The 17,648-nt window shown below is 42.4% G+C and carries 21 protein-coding genes; 11 read left to right on the top strand and 10 right to left on the bottom strand.

Annotated elements, in window-relative coordinates; all coding sequences use genetic code 11:
• Positions 1-5 precede the first annotated feature (5 nt).
• From UWK_RS15905 to UWK_RS15875, 7 genes are all read right to left on the bottom strand, one after another.
• Positions 6-455, bottom strand: coding sequence for a NifB/NifX family molybdenum-iron cluster-binding protein (locus UWK_RS15905; RefSeq protein ID WP_015405416.1), 450 nt, complete (start codon positions 453-455; stop codon positions 6-8).
• Positions 433-1,620, bottom strand: coding sequence for an HD-GYP domain-containing protein (locus UWK_RS18775; RefSeq protein ID WP_015405415.1), 1,188 nt, complete (start codon positions 1,618-1,620; stop codon positions 433-435). The genes UWK_RS15905 and UWK_RS18775 overlap by 23 nt, the downstream gene beginning before the upstream one ends.
• On the bottom strand, positions 1,617-2,594 hold the full coding sequence (locus UWK_RS15895; protein WP_015405414.1) for a sensor domain-containing diguanylate cyclase: 978 nt from the start codon (positions 2,592-2,594) through the stop codon (positions 1,617-1,619). The genes UWK_RS18775 and UWK_RS15895 overlap by 4 nt, the downstream gene beginning before the upstream one ends.
• 67 nt (positions 2,595-2,661) lie before the next feature.
• The gene (locus UWK_RS15890; RefSeq protein WP_015405413.1) at positions 2,662-3,711 is read right to left on the bottom strand and encodes a sensor histidine kinase; all 1,050 of its coding nucleotides are present in this window, start codon (positions 3,709-3,711) and stop codon (positions 2,662-2,664) included.
• A 112-nt stretch (positions 3,712-3,823) separates the two neighbouring features.
• The gene (locus UWK_RS15885) at positions 3,824-4,324 is read right to left on the bottom strand and encodes a universal stress protein (RefSeq protein ID WP_015405412.1); all 501 of its coding nucleotides are present in this window, start codon (positions 4,322-4,324) and stop codon (positions 3,824-3,826) included.
• Positions 4,325-4,393: 69 nt separating this feature from the next.
• Entirely contained in the window at positions 4,394-4,579 is a 186-nt protein-coding gene (locus UWK_RS15880) for an ATP-binding protein (protein ID WP_015405411.1), read from the bottom strand.
• 45 nt (positions 4,580-4,624) lie between these two features.
• Positions 4,625-6,034, bottom strand: a complete 1,410-nt coding sequence (locus tag UWK_RS15875) for a sensor histidine kinase (RefSeq protein ID WP_015405410.1) — start codon at positions 6,032-6,034, stop codon at positions 4,625-4,627.
• A 460-nt stretch (positions 6,035-6,494) separates the two neighbouring features.
• On the opposite strand from UWK_RS15875, the gene UWK_RS18770 reads away from it, so the two are divergent.
• From UWK_RS18770 to UWK_RS15845, 6 genes are all read left to right on the top strand, one after another.
• Entirely contained in the window at positions 6,495-6,896 is a 402-nt protein-coding gene (locus UWK_RS18770; RefSeq protein WP_015405409.1) for a c(7)-type cytochrome triheme domain-containing protein, read from the top strand.
• 100 nt (positions 6,897-6,996) lie between these two features.
• On the top strand, positions 6,997-7,347 hold the full coding sequence (locus tag UWK_RS15865; protein WP_015405408.1) for a DsrE family protein: 351 nt from the start codon (positions 6,997-6,999) through the stop codon (positions 7,345-7,347).
• 267 nt (positions 7,348-7,614) lie between these two features.
• Complete coding sequence (locus UWK_RS15860; RefSeq protein WP_041917087.1) at positions 7,615-8,106, top strand: hypothetical protein; 492 nt, start codon at positions 7,615-7,617, stop codon at positions 8,104-8,106.
• A 202-nt stretch (positions 8,107-8,308) separates the two neighbouring features.
• Positions 8,309-10,120: a fructose-bisphosphatase class III gene (locus tag UWK_RS15855; RefSeq protein WP_015405406.1), complete on the top strand. Its 1,812-nt coding sequence runs from the start codon at positions 8,309-8,311 to the stop codon at positions 10,118-10,120.
• A 58-nt stretch (positions 10,121-10,178) separates the two neighbouring features.
• Positions 10,179-11,126: a fructose-bisphosphatase class II family protein gene (locus UWK_RS15850; RefSeq protein ID WP_015405405.1), complete on the top strand. Its 948-nt coding sequence runs from the start codon at positions 10,179-10,181 to the stop codon at positions 11,124-11,126.
• A gap of 60 nt (positions 11,127-11,186) precedes the next feature.
• Positions 11,187-11,516, top strand: a complete 330-nt coding sequence (locus tag UWK_RS15845; protein ID WP_167320762.1) for a hypothetical protein — start codon at positions 11,187-11,189, stop codon at positions 11,514-11,516.
• A 19-nt stretch (positions 11,517-11,535) separates the two neighbouring features.
• On the opposite strand, the gene UWK_RS15840 is transcribed toward UWK_RS15845, so the two are convergent.
• The 3 genes from UWK_RS15840 to UWK_RS15830 are packed head-to-tail and all read right to left on the bottom strand — an operon-like array spanning position 11,536 to position 13,063.
• Positions 11,536-12,009, bottom strand: a complete 474-nt coding sequence (locus tag UWK_RS15840) for a YchJ family protein (protein ID WP_015405403.1) — start codon at positions 12,007-12,009, stop codon at positions 11,536-11,538.
• Positions 12,010-12,013: 4 nt separating this feature from the next.
• Complete coding sequence (locus UWK_RS15835) at positions 12,014-12,226, bottom strand: hypothetical protein (protein ID WP_015405402.1); 213 nt, start codon at positions 12,224-12,226, stop codon at positions 12,014-12,016.
• Between the two features lie 18 nt (positions 12,227-12,244).
• Positions 12,245-13,063, bottom strand: coding sequence for a pyruvate, water dikinase regulatory protein (locus UWK_RS15830; protein WP_015405401.1), 819 nt, complete (start codon positions 13,061-13,063; stop codon positions 12,245-12,247).
• A gap of 111 nt (positions 13,064-13,174) precedes the next feature.
• Between UWK_RS15830 and UWK_RS15825 the strand changes: the two genes are divergently transcribed.
• From UWK_RS15825 to UWK_RS15805, 5 genes are all read left to right on the top strand, one after another.
• On the top strand, positions 13,175-13,630 hold the full coding sequence (locus UWK_RS15825) for a hypothetical protein (protein WP_015405400.1): 456 nt from the start codon (positions 13,175-13,177) through the stop codon (positions 13,628-13,630).
• Complete coding sequence (locus UWK_RS15820; protein WP_015405399.1) at positions 13,627-14,745, top strand: tRNA-queuosine alpha-mannosyltransferase domain-containing protein; 1,119 nt, start codon at positions 13,627-13,629, stop codon at positions 14,743-14,745. The genes UWK_RS15825 and UWK_RS15820 overlap by 4 nt, the downstream gene beginning before the upstream one ends.
• Positions 14,742-15,257 carry a shikimate kinase gene (locus tag UWK_RS15815; protein ID WP_015405398.1) on the top strand — a complete coding sequence of 172 codons (516 nt, stop codon included), beginning with the start codon at positions 14,742-14,744 and terminating at the stop codon, positions 15,255-15,257. The genes UWK_RS15820 and UWK_RS15815 overlap by 4 nt, the downstream gene beginning before the upstream one ends.
• A gap of 84 nt (positions 15,258-15,341) precedes the next feature.
• Positions 15,342-16,967 carry a 2,3-bisphosphoglycerate-independent phosphoglycerate mutase gene (gpmI, locus tag UWK_RS15810; protein WP_015405397.1) on the top strand — a complete coding sequence of 542 codons (1,626 nt, stop codon included), beginning with the start codon at positions 15,342-15,344 and terminating at the stop codon, positions 16,965-16,967.
• A 291-nt stretch (positions 16,968-17,258) separates the two neighbouring features.
• Positions 17,259-17,459 carry a cold-shock protein gene (locus UWK_RS15805; protein WP_015405396.1) on the top strand — a complete coding sequence of 67 codons (201 nt, stop codon included), beginning with the start codon at positions 17,259-17,261 and terminating at the stop codon, positions 17,457-17,459.
• Positions 17,460-17,648 lie beyond the last annotated feature (189 nt).

The following is a 17,648-nucleotide window of genomic DNA, read 5'->3' as shown; positions in this document are numbered from 1 at the left end:
GGAAATTAGTGTTGTACGCTAACCGTTACGGCTTTTTGAGCTGCTCCACTCTTTTTGATGAGTTCTATATTGTGGTCGGTCAGAGCTTTTTTCATTTTGGTACCAACAGAATCAGCGATGACAGTTGTGATTTGGTTATCAGTCAGAAGTGTAATTACTGTACGACTTATGCCGCCTGTTTGGCTGCTGGCGGGATTTTTTAAGGCACTTATAAACTGTCCTCTATCGTCAAAAAACAAGAAATATTGTGCTCTGCCCATTTCCTGACTAATCAGGGAATCTTTTTCACTGCTGTTTGCTGGAACTGCGATTTTCCTTTTCTGTGCAGAAATGCCAGAGACAGGAATGACAAAAAGGAAAAGAATAATACTGAGGAAAACTAGTCGTATTTTGTTTTTATTGTCCATGTTAAGTCTTACCAATGATTTTTTTTCAGGTTTTGCAGGATTCAGCATCCTCTACCTGCAGTAAAAAAAGACGGGTCATTGCCTCTTCAATTGAGGTGGAACGCGGAAACCAAACCCGGTAGCAGTTTGCCTCAATGCCCCATTCCTCTCTAGTCTGCCCAACTTTTTTACGGAGTTGGGTAACAAGATCATCCAGGTCTTCTTCCATGTTTCCTTCCGCATATATCATATAATCACAATGTTTTCTGAAAAGCATGACGGAACCATCATAGTTGAGTCGTTTTTTTCGATATATTGAAACCGTATCTCTCAGATGTTGTCCGATTTCATCATGGACCTGGCCAGCGACAATAACACCATTGTCTACCTGAAAGCGACCCATTCCTCTCAAATTCACTAGAAGGAGGAGGTAGCCGGAGGTGTCCGTCTCCCCCAGTACTTTCAGATCATCGAGAACCAAAAGATATCGATAGTTATAGAGTTCACTCAGGGTGTCACGAAAAAATGTGTCTCTTCGGAAATGTTCAATTTCCTCCATGAAATTTCCGGTGGGTTGCATGGTTACATCGTGGAGTACCAGAGCCTCTGCAATACTGCTCAGGCCATCTACTATCCGGCCGTCCAGTGCCCCTTGCTCTGCCTCATATTGTAGAACATTAATTGCCGTTTTAACCGAAAAAGAAGATTTATAGGGTCTTTTACTGGTGAGGGCTTCAAACTCATCGGCAATGGCTGCAATTCGTGATAATTCATCGATCTCAGATGCAACGAGACCTTGAGGGTATCCGCTGCCATCGAGTCGTTCGTGATGCCTGAGAATAATATTTGTAATACGATCATCATGGAGTCTTGGAGCAAAGAGCTTGGCCCCTATAAGCGGATGGAATTCCATGATCCTTCGGTCCTGATCGTTAAAAAGATCCGGTTTTAACAATACATCATCGGGTATTGCGGTCTTTCCGATATCGTGAACAAGACAGCCAAGTTCTAAAATGGTTAAGTCTTCTTCGCAAAGCTGCAGTTCAGTGCCGATTGCCAGTGCAATTTGAGCAACACGCAGAGTATGCTTGTAGGTTGAGAGGTCTCTGTTTGCAAGAACTTCGTTCATGATTTCAAAGAGATCTCTGATGAGGAGGTTGTTGTTGAACCCCAATATTTGTTCAACTGGTTCATCGGTCGTCACTTTTTCTACATGTTTCCTGATGGTTGTCATTTGTTTTTTTTCCGTTCCGCTTTGTTGTTTTCTTTTTGCAGGTACATTGCCAGGTCGGCTTTTTTGAGAAGCGTGTCAACACTTGTTCCATCGGTTGGGTAGATACTTACCCCAAAACTATAATGAATAGTAATGTTATAGGTGGGGCAATGTATTTCATTATGTACATCATCAAATATTTTGCGTCTGATAATCCCGACATCGGCATCATGGCTGACATCAAAGAGACCAACGAATTCATCACCACCCAGTCGAGCAACGATGTCGTTTTCTCGTGTTACTCCGGTGAGCTCCTGGGCAAGTTTTTTTAAAACGGTATCTCCGGCTTCATGACCATGGGTGTCGTTGATTTCCTTAAAATCATCGAGGTCTATAAAAACCACCGCAAACATTCTGCCATTACGTTTGGCTTCCTTAATAGTCTGCTTAAGATGTTCCAGGAATAGAGAACGGTTGGGAAGCCCTGTAAGCAGGTCATGGCCTGCCATATGTTTCAGTTTCTCCTGTAATTTCTTTAATTCAGTGATATCTCTGTTACTCCCTCTGACCCCAAGGTTTTCACCGTTTCTACCGGTCACCGTCTGGCAGATATGATGAATCCATCTGGACTTACCTTCTTTTGTGTGTATTTTGAATTCTATGGGATTTACCAGTCCATTTTTTGCCATACTATGATTGTGGGCCTTCCACTTCTCCCAGTTATCGAAAGCAATGATTTTTTTCAGAAGAGCAGGGTCATCATAAAATTCCTGTGGCTTGTACCCGGTAACGACTTTACAGGAAGGAGAAACATATTTGTAGTGGCCGTCTGGTGCCTGCCAGTATTCCCAGTCATTGGCAAACTCTGAGATAACAAAGAGTTTTTCTTCCTGTCTGAGATATTCATCTTCCAGAATTTGTAATTTATTTATCAGTTCCCGGAGTTGGTTTATTGTGGATTCAACCTGTTCACGGTGACGGGAAAATTGAGACATAAAGTGTTTCCTTGTTCAGTCAATAATAAAAAAAGGGTGCAATATACTGGTGATATATGTAGTTCATTTATTCTTTTTTTGGTAATCGAACGGTGAAAATTGCTCCATGGTCCGGCCTGCTTTTAGCTGCTACCCGTCCTCCATGTTCGTGAACAATAGCACGGACTGCCGCAAGTCCAAGACCATGCCCTGTGTCACTTGATTTGTGTTGATGGAAAGCGTCAAAGATAAAGGGGAGCTCATCAGCACTGATACCTGGACCACAATCCTTAACCTGGATGATTACTTCTTTTGGGGAGTCATCAATGGAGATGACTATTTCACCAGGCTGGTGGGCAAATTTGATCGCATTATCGAGAAGATTTTCGAAAACACGTTGCAGTTGTCTGAAATCTGCCTTTATTTGTTTCATTGGCCTGTATTCAGTACGGATAACAAGCTTTTTTGCTGTTGCTTGAGGCTGGTGCCTTTGTGTCAGGTCTTCAATGAGTTGCGGTAAATCGATAAGCTCAGGAGTGAGTTTTATTTTTTTGTTGGCCTGGCGCGAGTACTCAAGAAAGGTGTTTACCTGTGCTGCTATTTGCTCTCCAGCTTCACTGATAATTCTAAAGTAGTCTTCCCGTTTCTCTGCAGACATTTCATCATGGTGTTCACGAATTCTTGCAATTAAGCCCTGCATGGCAACGAGTGGCGATTTTATATCGTGAGCAACCATAAAATGAAAATTGTTTTTTTCACGCTCCAACGCCTTCTCTCGTGAAACATCTTCAATGACTTCCAGGTATCCTATAAAGTTTCCGGAATTATCCTCAATAGCAGCGGTGCCTATGCGTACAGGGATATGTTCATGGAAGTGATTGATAAATTCAGCTTCCAGGCCAGTGGATGATTCGCCATATTCCTGCACTGTTTGCAAAGGACATTCGGTATCACATTTACTGCTGTGCAAAATTTTATAACAGGGATTTCCAATTGCCTCCGAAGCGGAAAAACCGGTTAGATGTTCTGCTATATTGTTGAAAGAGGTGATTTTGAAATCAGCATCCATGGTCACCATGGCAACAGGGATGCTGTCAAGTATTAACTTGCTAAAGTACTGTGGTTTTTTTTTAGCCATAGTTGCCGTTCCTTAATGTTGATCTGAGACATCTTTGTTACCACCGGGAAATCCGGTGGTAACAGGAAAAGGCTGTGTTGAAAAGTGGATGACTATTTTAAACCATTCAATTTTATTGAGAAGGAAGTCTGATGGTAAGAACAGGAACAGTGCATTTTTGCACTACTCCTCGGGCTACGGATCCCAGCAGAAGGTTATCAATGAAACCATGTCCGTGGGTACCCATAACAACTATATCAAAGTTCCCATCATCTGCTGCCTCAATAATTCTCTGTACAGGGTGACCGGCTTTAATGATAATTTTGTTGAAATCCAATTGACAACTCGGAAACTCATCTTTCTTTTCATCGCAGACACTTTTAATTCGTTCTTTTATGGCATCCTTAGCATCGTTCTGACCTTCCTTGTTCAGATCCTTAAGTTCATCCATGTTATAATGAGCAGACAGATCATATCCCATGGAGGCGGATATCTCTTCTATCATATCAGGTATAATATGGATAATTGAAATAGTTGCATCATACTGTTCGGCCAGACTTATGGCCCAGCTCAGAGCAGGTTTAGCACTCTCTGATAAATCAGTGGCATAAAGAATAGATTTGATTTTGCTCATAGGGAGTATCTCTTTGGGTTAGGTTGATAGTATTATAATAAATATAATATCTTCTCTTGTTGCTATTCGTCACACTTCGGTAACAGTGATAGCTCCCTCAGGGCAAACTTCTACGCATGTTTCACAACCCAGGCATTCATCCATTTCAACGGGTTCAGATTTTCCATCCACCAGCTCAAGTACTGAAGCCGGGCAATTATTGATACATTCCTCACAACCAGTACATTTGTCTTTGTCTACGTCTACCTTAAACATGTTTGTCTCCTTGTGTTATGGACTCTTTGAGTCCTGTTATATGAATCACGTATTGCTGCTATCTCCAGCAGCTGGTTCTTCTTCTGTAAGAGGAAGGATAAAGTAAAAGTTGTTTCCACCAGAGACAGCTTCGTACCCCACATCTCCGCCGTGAATTTCAACGACATTTTTGACAAATGCCAGGCCATGACCACTTCCTGGATTGTAGCCAACATTTCCTCCTCTTACACCATCATTGAATATGGTAAGCCGTTCGTCGTCGTTAAGATGTTCTCCTGTTGAAAATATATTGAATTTTACCCCTTTTTTTCCTTTTTTGGGGAAGTTATTTATATCCTGGCAACCATATGCAACAGCCTTCCTTGGGGAGCCGTGATTGTCAGTTGATGTCGCTGTATATTTAACAGCGTTGGAAAAAAGATTATCGAATACTTGGGAGAGCAGTCCCTGATCACCTTTAAGATAAAACCGACGATCTCTCATGTTGTGGGGATGGTCAATGGTAATTCCAAGATTTTCAAAACGTCTTCGATAGATTTCGAGTTCAGGTATGATGATCTCAGTTTCGATATTACAGCGACGTGCTTTGAGGATAAACTCTCCCCTGTTAAAATGTTCCTGGCGGAGCAGTGTTTCAAGGTAGAGACTTGTCCGATTATAATGTTCGAGGAGTTCTTCATGGGTGGAAATAAGATCAGCCCTTATTTCATTACATCTTTTGAGGATACGGAGTGATGGTTTGTTGACAAAGTCAATGTTGACGTTAACTTCATGATTTATGAGGTTTATCTTCTTTTCAAGTTGCCGGAAAAGATTCTTGAAATGCATGTTTGGTGAAATGACATTATGCCCAATATCCCGACCAAGCTGTTTGAGAAAGTTTATATGTTGGAGGTGGCTGGCCTGAAGAAGGCGTCGCTGGAGATTGTAGCCAATACGGGTAACCAGCTTCTCCAGGAAAAGACGATCAATGCTAGTGAGAAGCTCAAAATGAGTGATGAAGAGAAATCCGAGACAGGGGTGAGTCTCATTCTCCATAGTATTTTTCATAAGTTTATCGGGAGCGGTTCCGTTTGTTGGACTAATCAGTGGTCTTGAGATTACAGGTAAAAGCAAGACGTCTTCTTCGGTGTATGATGACTCCTTTGCAACGAGAGGGAGATGGCTAATGATATGTTCAGGAATATGTATTGGTGATTTACCTGCGCAAGCAAGTTGAAAACCGTTTTTTGAATGTGTTAGTACCGCAAGAGAAACAGCGATTTGGGGATGAAGAGCCTGTGGAATTGCAACGCAGATTTGATAAAAACTGTCCAGACCGTCATATTGCTGGGCAAGGTCGAAAAATATTTTCAATAAGTGATCGTGGAAAGATGTGAGGGGTGAACTGTTGTAAGTAGCTGTTTTTTCAGTAATGACACGTGCGAAATAATCAGAATTGTTTTCTTTTGTCATGGTCAGGTTTATTACAATACACTGAAAATAAAAGATTAGTATCTAATAAGAAACACCGTTAAAGTAACATATACACACAAAATAAGGGTATCGGTTGAGGATGTCAACAGAATTTAAGGATATTGTTAAATGATAAATGATTTTCTTTTAGAAGGACGAGTGAGGGAACCTCGCAGGGGACTCTGTGAAGTTGGTTTTTTGAGCATATATCTAAAAAGAAGCTTGACAGTTTCGACAGGAATTGTAATGTGAGCGCCTGAGTCGTCTATTAATGTGGTACTTCGACACCTGGAATACTATGAAGTTGAGCTTTTTTATGCTTCCTTGCGTGATACAGTAAGTATTTAGCTTCAAAAACTATAAATGGCTATAATTAGAGTGGTTTGTTGTGATTCACTATTCCATAGAAACTAGCGTCTGGTGGATTGAAATATTTTTTCGAATTACAGGAGAATAAAAAATGAACAAATCTTTTTTTAGTGCCGTTGGTGTCCTTACCCTCATTGGTGGCTTCTTGCTAAGCAGCCATGCTTTCGCCGCAGAAAGCTACGATTCGAAAAAATTTGGACCGAAAAATCCCATTATTATGGATAGCCCTGTTAATGTCATCTTTGATCATCGAGTGCATACGGAACAGGTAGGTCTGGCTTGTGCGGCTTGTCATGAGGATCTGTTTGCAATGCAGCGTGGCGTTACGCCAAAGATTGATCAAACCATGAGTGCTTTGGTGAAAGGCAGATCCTGTGGGGCCTGCCATGACGGTGAGACTGCTTTTGCCGCCAACACTCTCTGTAATTCCTGTCATTTTCAACCAAAAGATTTGAAATCTTCAGATCCTCATCCTCATACTGTTACACATTAATAAATCAACGACACATCCAAAATATTCTGATAAGTTTACTATCAGTATATTTTGGATATTAAAAACAGAAAAGCTATAGTTTTAGCGGGAGTATAGTCTCATGCTATATAAAGCGGTAATTCATATAGATCTTGAAGATGATCTTATTTTCAACCTTGGTTTGAATAATATCAGTAATACTCTTGAGGCATTGGAGGGGAAGGAGGTTGAATTGATTTTACTGGTTACCGGTCCGGGAGTGGCATTGTTGGCTGGAGATCAGATGTATATCTTCATGGAGAAACTCAGACAAATTGTTGCTGCCGGGGTTCGTATCCAGATCTGTGAAAGAGCACTGACACTTTTTGATATAGCAAAGGAGGATCTGTTTGAAGGTTGTGAAATAATTCCTGCTGGTGTCGTTGGTCTGATTGAGCTGCAGGCAGATGGATTCGCCTATATTAAACCATAGCCGAGTGCCCATAATCAGGGCTCTCAGGATGAAGAAATGAAAGACAAAAATATCCCGATTAAATCTATCATCAGTTACTGTACTGTTGCCCCCTGTTAAACCCGTCTCTCTCCTGTTTCCCAGGAAAAACAATTCAAGCCGCTCTCCTGAACAAAGCATAGTACTTGCCATCCCTATCATTGCTATATATATTAAATTATAGTTAAATCTGCAGGAGTTTTTTGTTCCTGCATTCAAGGATACATTAATTTTTAGATGGGTTCTCCTATGCATACATTTCTCAAGAAGAGTTTTATTCTCTGTGCGGTGATTTATTCTCTCGCTTTCCTTACTCTTTCTTCTGTTTGCGCTGCTTCGGCTGAAGATATGAAAGGCTGGGGCAATGGTGACGAATATAATAAATTATATAATCCCCGTGAGATTGACAAGTTGAAAGGAACCGTCCTGAGTTTTAAGAAAATCAGCCCCCTTCCAGGAATGGCTGAGGCTACGGTGCTGGTACTCGATGACGCAGGAGATAAAATTGATGTTCATTTATGTCCTGTCTCCTTTGCTACTCCTAAGGATACCGGGATCAAAAGAGGAGACCGGGTGACAATAAAAGGGAGCTGGGCTGAAATTGATGGAGTTGATGTCTTTCTTGCCTCTAAGGTAAAAAAAGGTGAACACTATGAATTCAAAGTTCGTCTCACGAAGGATGGTGATCCCTTCTGGAATATGAGTGCTGAGCAATTAGTGAAAGAGCGTAATCAGAAATGATATTTGCCTTTTTGCACCTGGGGTGAAAGAGTATCAGCGAAAAGGGAGCACACGCTTAACACTTTATTGGAAGCCTCCTGGAGCCAGGATTTTGAAGTTGTTTCCGAAGAGGCGTATGACACTGATATCTGTATGGTTTTGATACGATAGAGACTTAACTGGCTAATTTGTTAGATTTTATAGAACAACAGGAGAGTGGGGTATGAAGGAAGAACGTTTTCGTCTGCAGGCCGGTGAGTTGGATAAGCTCGCTCAACAATTGCTGCAGCTTGAAAATGAGTTGAACTCCAATATTCCTGTCACTCTCTGGATCAGTGATCTCCATGGTGAAGGAGATCGTTTTATGGCGATCCTTCGCGGCCGTTTTGGAATGTTGTACCAGACGTGTCGTGAGGCACTGCCGAAGACTTTCAGTGTAGATAAAATTCAATATCTTACTCAGGTTATCCGTAAGAAAGAATATTTTGCTGAAGATACTATTCTTATGGATACTCAGGATGTTATCTTCTGTCTTGTCGAGATTCTCAAGTACCGTTTATCCAATATCAGGCACCGAACCAAGGGTATATTTCCGCCAGAGTTCCGTAATACCATTAAACGTCTGATTTCCGGTCTCCCTGTTCCAGACCAGGTTTTTGAGGAACCTGTGCTGTCCGAGAGATTGATCAGTCATCTTGCTCACAGTATCAGACAAGTTCTTCTGGATCGTATTCTGGTTCTTGGTGATGTCTTTGACCGTGGTCCTCAGCCAGATAAGATTATCAGGATTCTTTCTTCGCCAGCATACAGGGATATGGTAGATTACGTTTTCGGCAACCATGATATCCTGTGGATGGGGGCAGTTTCAGGAAATCAGTCCTTGATCGCCGAGGCTATGCGCATTACCAGTCGCTACGATCATTTCGAATTGATGGGAAGACTTTCCTTTGACAGCTCCAGGTTGGCTGCTTTTGCTGAAAAGACCTATCCGGTTGCGAAAATTACTGGAAAAATCAAGGCAAAAACTGACAGGGGAAGGAGCATGGAAAAGGCTCTTGCCGTTATTCAGTTTAAGCTTGAAGAGCAGACCATACGAGACTTCCCTGAGTATGAAATGGAGTCCCGACTCTGGCTTGATCGTCTTGCCAAAATGCTGAAGACAGGAGATACGGCAGGCCTTAATGACAGCCATTTCCCAACCATCGACTTTGAACATCCCTCAAAACTCACCGAAGAGGAACAGGTCGTTATTGATGATTTAACCCATCAGTTTACCACTAATACAAAGATTAAACGGCTCCTCCGCTATTTTTTTAAAAAAGGCAAAACCTACCATATTCACAACAATAGTCTAAATATTCATGCACTTGTTCCTTCCACCATTGATGGTGATTTTGAAGAGTTTCTAGGACGAAGTGGACGTGAACTTCTAGATTTTGTTCAGGAAACAATTGAGCGAGTCGGTAAAAAATATCTTGCTGGAGAGGTTCAGGAGAAACGGGATCAGGCCTTGTTTTTTTACCTCTGGTGCGGACCGAAATCTCCCTTCTTTGGGAAACATGCCATGAAAACATTTGAGAGGTATTTTTTACTGGATACTGAAAGCCACGCAGAAAGAACCCTTTATTGGAAGAAGAATATGCAGACTGATGCTTTTAAGCTGAAGATGCAGGAAGAATTTGGTATTCAGCGTGTAGTTTTTGGACATACACCGGTCGATTATACAAAAGGGAATTCGATGGCGTCCAGTGACGGTGTTGCAGTAAATGTGGATGGTGGTTTCGCGGCAGCCTATTATAACCGGGGCCATGCTCTGGTTCATACTCCCTACCAACTATTTGGTATTATTCTTCCCACCCCTGAAGAGATGCAGGCGGCCGCCCAAAATCTTGAATCTGCTCCTCTCGACATAGAACTGATAGATGAATTCCGGCAACCGATGAAAATAAAAGATACTGCAAAAGGCGCTCTTCTGAAAAAACAGAGCGATGCTCTGTTGCAGCGGATCAGGGAGTTGACTGCTACCGGAGAATGAAAAACTTTTTTTGTGTGGCCGAATATAATTTTGTAAAAATGGTAAATTGGGACGATGAATGAATATTAATTATGGGATGGAAATCGTCAGAGCGACTGAGATTGCAGCTCTTACTGCAGCAAGGATTCAGGGACTGGGCAATCATGATGATATTCTCAATCAGGCAAGGTTTGCCATTATAAAGACCCTCAACAGGTTAATGATAAACGGCAATGTGATAAATGATCGTTTCTCGGAGAGGAAGGAAATTTGTAAATTGCCGCAGACTCTTGGGGAAGGCGGGCCTGAAATGGATTTGATGGTTGTAGCTCTTGAGGCTCAGCATGCTGCAGCGGATGGACGGAACAATTCTACTTCTTATACCGTAATTGCAGAAGATGGTTCAATTCAGTCAATCCCCAATCTCCACATGTACAAAATAGTGGTTGGCCCAGAAGTGGGTGAGGTTATAGATATAAATCAATCACCCACCGCAAATGTAAAACGGGTTGCCAGGGTTTTACGGAAATACACCGAAAACGTGACTGTCTGCATTTTAAATCGGAAGCGGCATAAGGGGCTTATTGATGAAGTGAGAAGCTGTGGCGCCAGAATCAAGCTGATTGAGGAGGGCGAAATTTCAGGTTGCCTTGCTGCAATCAGTGGTGAAAAGGCAGATATCTATATGGGCTATGGATATGCTCCTGAAGGTACAGTAGTTGCGGCCGCAATCAGTTGTCTGGGCGGATATCTTGAAGGAAAGATATCATATGACAATGCTTCAGACAGGGAACAGGCAATTGCCCATGGTATCAATGATTTTAATAAGGTCTTCCGGGTTGAAGATCTGATTAATTCTCGAAAAATTTCCTTTGCTGCAACAGGAGTAACGGATGGAGAATTCCTTGAGGGAGTGAGGTTCACAGCAACCGGTGCAGTGACTAACTCTTTTGTAGCAAGAAGCGAGACTCGTACCTATCGTAATCTGACGACTAATCATTTCTTTGATTATAATCCGGTGTTTTAATGAGTGTTAAGCTTTACTGAAACGCAATTGCGGGCCCCCCCCGAGTTGCTGAGTGACTGAGTGACGACAATAATGGCAGGAGGATTTATGCAGGGTGTGGAGTATATGATTAAGCGTGCAGAATACCGGAAAATTAAAGAGGCGCATCTTTTTGAAAAGGTTATTCAGTGGGCAAAGGAAGATGATGATACTCTTGTCGTTGATATTGTAGAGAGGGCCTTTGCAGATGATGATGCAGAACGCTGGTTGACAATTCATCCAACAAGCTCATTTTCCGGACTGACCTTGTTTTACCTGGAGAAGGTTATGGATGAAAAGGAGTTGATAGGAAATGAACGACGACTTCTCATCAAAAGACTAAGCGAATACAGCAAACGACTTCTCGGATAAGTAAGGTCCTAAGCTCTTTTTAACAACAACATCGTTTATATTTTTTGCCAGACCCACACGGACAGGGAGCATTTCTTCCCACCTTGGCCGTCTTGGATTGCGTCTCACCATCCAGATAGTACCAGAGTCCATCCTCTTTGATAAAACTGGATTTTTCATGAAGACTGCAGATGTGTCCTGAACTGAGAAAACGGGCAGTAAAACGAACAGAACCATCCTCATCATTGGCCATGCCATCGTTACATTCAAGAATCTCAAGACTGAGCCACCGGATAGTATCGTCTTCTGAATGGATTGTTTCCGGACGTGTTTTCCTGGCCCAGCTATCCATAAGATATTTATCGTTAGCCTGTGTGAATGCGGTATACCGGGAACGCATCAGTTGTTCCGCTGTTTTAGCCTGGCTTTGATCCTGGATTATTGGATGGCAGCAGTCGGAAAAGAGTTTAGCACTGCAGCAGGGACATAGTTGGTGGAGTTTTGTGTCTTCCATGGCGTTAATTTTTCATACGGATCAGTTTTATGATCAGCAGGATAAAAGGTATGGAGTGATAGAAGAGATCGAAAATATCTAAAGGCTTTTTCAGGCTGCCCTGACTCAGCATTCTGAGTTTCTCTACTATATGTGGTTCCGGGACAAATGGAGCAAATCCTATCAAAACACAGAGAAAAATAACTACAACCATGGGAATGTTGTCGATAAACTGCATGTGTCTCCTTGGAGAATGTTAGAGGCGTGGCAGACGTTTCAGGGATAACTGCTGAGCTACCTGGGTTGCTGTTTCTTCGATGGATCTGCCATCTGAAATAATGATCGGGATATTGTAATTCAAAAAAATCTGATTTGCCTGGCTCAGTTCTCCTGAACAGGTTGCCAGCTTTGCATAACTGCTGCCTTTGTAACGTTGTTCCCGCACAAAATGCAAGGTTTCAGGTGTTGTGGAGAGGCCGATTGCCTTTTTTTTATTGCGGACGATCTCGTTGGGCAGACGATAGGAATTGAGATCTTCAGCCACAAGAGGATAATTGGCAGCCTTTATTCCCATTTGGGTAGCAAGGTAGACAGAAATAGGGGTCTTTCCGGAGCGGGAAACCCCAAGCAGTATAACCTCTGCTTCGTCGTAATCCTTCATTCTGCTGCCGTCATCATGGGCGATGCAGTATTGGATGGCATTAACCCGATTTCCCATGGTTGAATCATCTAAGTGCCTTGCTGTGCCGGATATGCGAATGGGTTTTGCTTCAAGGACATTTTCAAGTCGTTCCAGTTCTTTATCGTAGATGTCAAAAAACTCAACCTCTGGGACATCGAGGATTGCAAGAAGTTCCTTGTTCATGATTGTTGAGAAAACAAGAGGGAAACGGCCGGTTGATTGCGACAGTATGTGCTGAATTGCCTTCAGGGCATCTTCTGTAGTACGGATAAAGGGAATTTTTTCTGCATTGAAACTGATTTCAGGGAACTGGCAAAGGAGTGACTTCCCGAGGTCTTCGGCAAGTATCCCTGTACTGCCCGATAGGTAGTAGACATCTTTTGAGTGCCACATTTGCTTGTCTCCAATGGTACTATGTTTTATGATTCTTTTTCTGTTTCCTTTGTATCAGAAAAATGAATCTCTCGAAAGTCTTCTCTTGAAAATGCAGATATCTTTATAATCATGAATATTAAAATCTCAAAACTGCTCTCCACCTATTCCTTTCTCGGATTGATTCGATATCTGCGTATGCGTGTTATGGGAAGGGAATTACTGGTTACCGGAAGTTGTCACTGCTGTGGGAATTGCTGCAGGAAGATTAATCTTGAGGGGGAGCGGGGCTGGTTACGCCTGGAAAAGGATTTTCTGAAGGTGTTACATGATTATCCGGAATATCACCGGTTTGTTATTACCGGAAAAGATGAGCAGGGGTTCCTGCAATTTTCCTGCACATGGCTGTCCGATGCCGGATTCTGCAGAGATCATGAAAACAGACTTGAACTTTGCACCAACTTTCCAGACAAAAGTCTTCATTTTTGCGGGGGACAGTTACCTCCAGGGTGCGGTTATGCAATTAATGAAGTACGTCCTTTTAAAAGCTATCTTGATGATGTTGCTGGTAAAAAGGCAGGGTCATGAAGCGTGTGTTGATTCTCGAACCCTACTTCGGTGGTTCCCATAAACTGTTTCTGCGTGGCCTGCAGAAAACCGTTGCCGCGGATTACACTCTACTCGCTCTTCCGGCACGGAAGTGGAAGCTGCGGATGCACCTGTCTGCATTCTGGTTTGTTCAGGAATTAGAAAAACTAGCTGTTGAGAAGAGGCGTTTTGATACGGTGCTCTGCTCTACATTTGTTGATGTTGCTGTGTTACGATCGCTTCTGTGTTCTCTTGCCGGATGGAATCAGAATGCAGGAATACATACCTATTTTCATGAAAATCAGTTTATCTATCCCCACCAGGTGCAATCAGAAGATAGCAGGCAGTTCGCTGCGATTAATTTAAACACCGCCATGGCTTCAGACAGCTGTGGCTTTAATTCACATTATAACCTGGAGACTTTCCTTGGAGCCATTCAGGCTCTTCTTAAAAAGCCTGCTGACATGAAATCACTCAATTGTGTGAAGACAATTCGGAGTAAGAGTGTGGTTCTTTATCCGGGAATGGATTATTCGTCGGTGGATGCTGCAGCTTTTGTTAAGGGAAAGAGGAGGGCTAGGAGTAGTTCTCCCGTAATTGTCTGGAATCATCGCTGGGAACACGATAAAAACCCTGAACTTTTTTTTGAGGCGCTGTACGAATTGCAAAAAAAGGGAATAGCTTTTCGACTTGTAGTACTGGGGCAGTCCTTTGCCAACCGCCCCCTCTGCTTTGAGGAGGCAGAAAAGAGATTGGCAGAAGAAATCCTTCATTTTGGCTATGCTGAAACCAGGGCTGACTATGCAAATTTGCTTCATCAGGGGGACGTGGTCGTTTCAACAGCAAGGCATGAATTTTTTGGTATTTCAATCCTTGAAGGAATCAGGGCAGGTTGCTATCCCTTGCTTCCTGCAGACCTGTCCTATCCGGAACTGTATGGAGAAGAGTATCTTTATGCGCCAGGCACTCTTGCCAGGCGACTCGAAGAGTATTTGCAGCATCCTGTTAAACTTGAAGAACAATTGATATATGATTTAACGGAACAATTTGAATGGAAACAGTGTAAGTATCAATATGAAGAATGGCTGTTCGCAGAGCAATTGGAGAAAGTATGAAATCAAATATTGTCCTGATCGGGTTTATGGGCGTGGGAAAGGGTAGAACTGCACGGGCACTTGCAGAGAAAACAGGTATGTTTGCCGTGGACTGTGATGATCTTATTGAGAGTTTTTCAAATATGAAAGTAAGAGAAATATTTTCAGAATTTGGAGAACCACGTTTCCGGGAACTTGAACAGCAGGTTGCAGTTTGGCTCCAAAAACAGGTGCGCAATACCATCATATCTACCGGTGGTGGCTTTTTCAATGTGCCTAATATTCGTAAAATTGGCAAAGTTGTGTATCTTCATGCAGATTTTAATCAGATACTTGAAACAATTTACGCCCATCCCAATGCGAAAAAGAAAATAAAAAAGCGGCCTCTCTTGAATGATCTCGCTAAGGCTCGGACCCTTCATGAAAGCCGCCTGCCACTTTATCGTAATGTTGCCGATATTGAAATTCAGGTTGGTGGAAAAACGGTAGAGCAGATCTCTAATGCAATCATCAAGAAAGCCCGTTTGAAGTAAAAAAAACATTGGGAGAAGCGCTGAATTATCCCCCGATGTGTTTTATTATAAACTGCTATGCAATTTCTAATAGAGGAAAAAGGTATGTCACAATTATCACTGCGTCCACTTGCTGGTTATAAAAGTTTTCCTGGTCCTGTTGTTACCGTTATTATGGATGGCGTTGGTATGGGCCCAAAAGATGAGAGCGATGGTGTCCATATGGCCTATACTCCTGTGCTGGATACGCTGCTGCAGGGTGATCTCGTGTGCAGTCTCAAGGCACATGGAAAGGCGGTTGGTCTGCCGTCGGATGACGATATGGGGAATTCCGAAGTGGGCCATAATGCCCTTGGGGCCGGGAGAATTTTTGCTCAGGGGGCAAAGCTTGTTAATGAAGCACTGCATTCCGGGAATCTGTTTCAGGGAGCAGCATGGAAAGAGGTGTTGAAACGAACTGAAAATGGTGGCACCCTCCATTTTATAGGTATGATTTCGGATGGTAATGTGCATAGTCATGTTGAACAGCTCAATATCTTGCTTGAACGATGTGTCAATGATCAAATTCAAAAGGTTCGTGTCCATGGACTCCTGGATGGACGTGACGTTGCTCCTAAAAGTGCCCTGAAGTATTTTGTCCCGCTCGAAGAAAAACTTAAGGCAATGTCTCAGGATGGCAGAGATTACTGCATGGCATCCGGGGGTGGTCGAATGAATGTAACAATGGATCGTTATGAGGCTGATTGGGCTATTGTTGAGAAGGGGTGGCAGGCGCATGTACTGGGCGTGGGGAGAGGTTTTGCGTCAGCTTGTGATGCTATTCAGACCTATTATGATGAAGATCCGGAAATGACTGATCAATACATGGATAGTTTCGTTGTTGAACGGAACGGAACGGCTGTCGGTTGCATTGAGGATGGGGACGCAGTGATTCTCTTTAACTTTCGTGGAGATCGAGCCATTGAACTGTCTAAAGCATTTGATGACCAGGATTTTGATGGTTTCGATAGGAAACGAAGACCTGAGGTCTTTTTTGCCGGAATAATGCAGTATGACGGTGATGCCATGGTTCCTAAGCATTATCTGGTGGAACCTCCTGCTATCGATCGTACACTTGGTGAATATCTTTGCAGTGCAGGAGTCACCTCCTATGCCATCTCCGAGACCCAGAAATTTGGACATGTAACCTATTTCTGGAATGGCAATAAGTCTGGTTATCTTGATGAAAAACTAGAAAAATATGTGGAGATAGAGTCGGACAGAATAACCTTTGACCTTCGTCCCTGGATGAAGGCTTCAGAGATAACAGACAGAGTGATTGATACCATTCGTGAGGGGAAATATAAATTTATCCGTTTAAATTATGCGAATGGTGACATGGTTGGCCATACCGGGGTTCCTGCTTCAGTCCGTATTGCTGTTGAAACGGTGGATCTGATGTTGGGGAGAGTTCTACCAGTACTAAAAAAGGCAAAAGGGATAGCTGTGATTACAGCAGATCATGGGAATGCAGACTGCATGTGGACTGAGAAAAATGGGATTAAAACTGCCATGGTTGCCCATACCAAAAATCCAGTGCCCTTCATAGTCAAAAATTTCTGCAGCGTTAACGATTTTAGAGTAACAAATCAAACGGATGTGGGACTTGCAAATGTTGCCGCCACTGTCCTGACTCTTCTTGGATATGCGGCTCCTGAGGGATACAATCCTTCATTGTTACAGATAAAATAAAAAATGTTTATTTTTGTCTCCACCCTGAAATAGCTGGAGGCCTTGATTTCATAGGATTGCTTTTGTTTTTTTTTCTCTTGACATAAAATAAAATCGCTTGATTGATTATTTGTCTGGTGTTTTAAAATTCATTGCTGTATTATTAGTGAACGTATGAATTGTATGGGTGATGAATTTTCGGCTCAAAAAACAAAACGAGTTATTTTTTCCGGTTGTTTCGGAGAGAATGTTATTCCATACAACAGAAAAAGCACGATCACGTAGTTGATCAGTACTAAGGACAAGGTTATTATGTTAGAAGGCACAGTGAAATGGTTTAATGAGGCTAAAGGTTTTGGTTTTTTGGAGCAGGAAGGTGGAAAAGATGTATTTGTTCACTACTCTGCTATTGTAAGTGATGGGTTCAAAACCTTGAACGAAGGTGATAGAGTTCAGTTTGAAATCACTGAGGGTCCAAAAGGTCCTGCTGCAGCAAACGTGAGCAAAATATAATCTGAGAAATTCTATCTCTTGATTGAATGAGGGTGAGTCGCCTATGGCGATTTACCCTCTTTTTTTTTTCTTTTTTTTCAGCCATTGATTTTCTTTTCCCACTTCTCTTTTGAACCAGGTAGTTTCTCAGTCTTCTTTATCTGGAAGATAATGTAACTTTTTAGTTTAATAATGAATACTTTCTGGAAT

This window comes from Desulfocapsa sulfexigens DSM 10523 (genome assembly GCF_000341395.1).
Lineage (GTDB): Bacteria > Desulfobacterota > Desulfobulbia > Desulfobulbales > Desulfocapsaceae > Desulfocapsa > Desulfocapsa sulfexigens.
The sequence above is the reverse complement of the archived record's forward strand: the minus strand, read 5'-3'. Positions and strand labels throughout refer to the sequence as shown.